The 384-nt window shown below is 68.5% G+C and carries 1 protein-coding gene; it reads left to right on the plus strand.

Annotated elements, in window-relative coordinates:
- On the plus strand, nt 1–384 hold a 384-nt coding region (locus IEI94_RS14665; RefSeq protein WP_191169615.1), incomplete at both ends, for an aldehyde dehydrogenase family protein.

Below are 384 nucleotides of genomic sequence, written 5' to 3' on the forward strand. Positions count from 1 at the left end.
GGGTAACGAGATCGGCCAGGCGCTGGTCAGCGACCCGCGTATTCAGGCGGTAGGCTTCACCGGCTCACGCAACGGCGGTACCGCCTTGATGAAGACCGCCCAGTCCCGCCCGCAGCCGATTCCGGTCTATGCCGAGATGAGCTCGATCAACCCGGTGTTCCTGATGCCGGAAGCGCTCAAGGCGCGCGGCGAAGCGCTGGGCAGTGCCTTCGTCGGCTCGCTGAATATGGGCGCCGGCCAGTTCTGCACCAACCCCGGCCTGGTGCTGGGGGTTAAGGGCGAGGCGCTGGACGCCTTCGTCAAGGCTGCCGGTGAGGCGGTCTCCGCCAGCGGCGCCCAGACCATGCTTACCCCCGGGATCCACGGCGCCTACCGCGACGGCCT

It is taken from the genome of Halomonas sp. ML-15 (assembly GCF_014779595.1).
GTDB lineage: Bacteria > Pseudomonadota > Gammaproteobacteria > Pseudomonadales > Halomonadaceae > Franzmannia.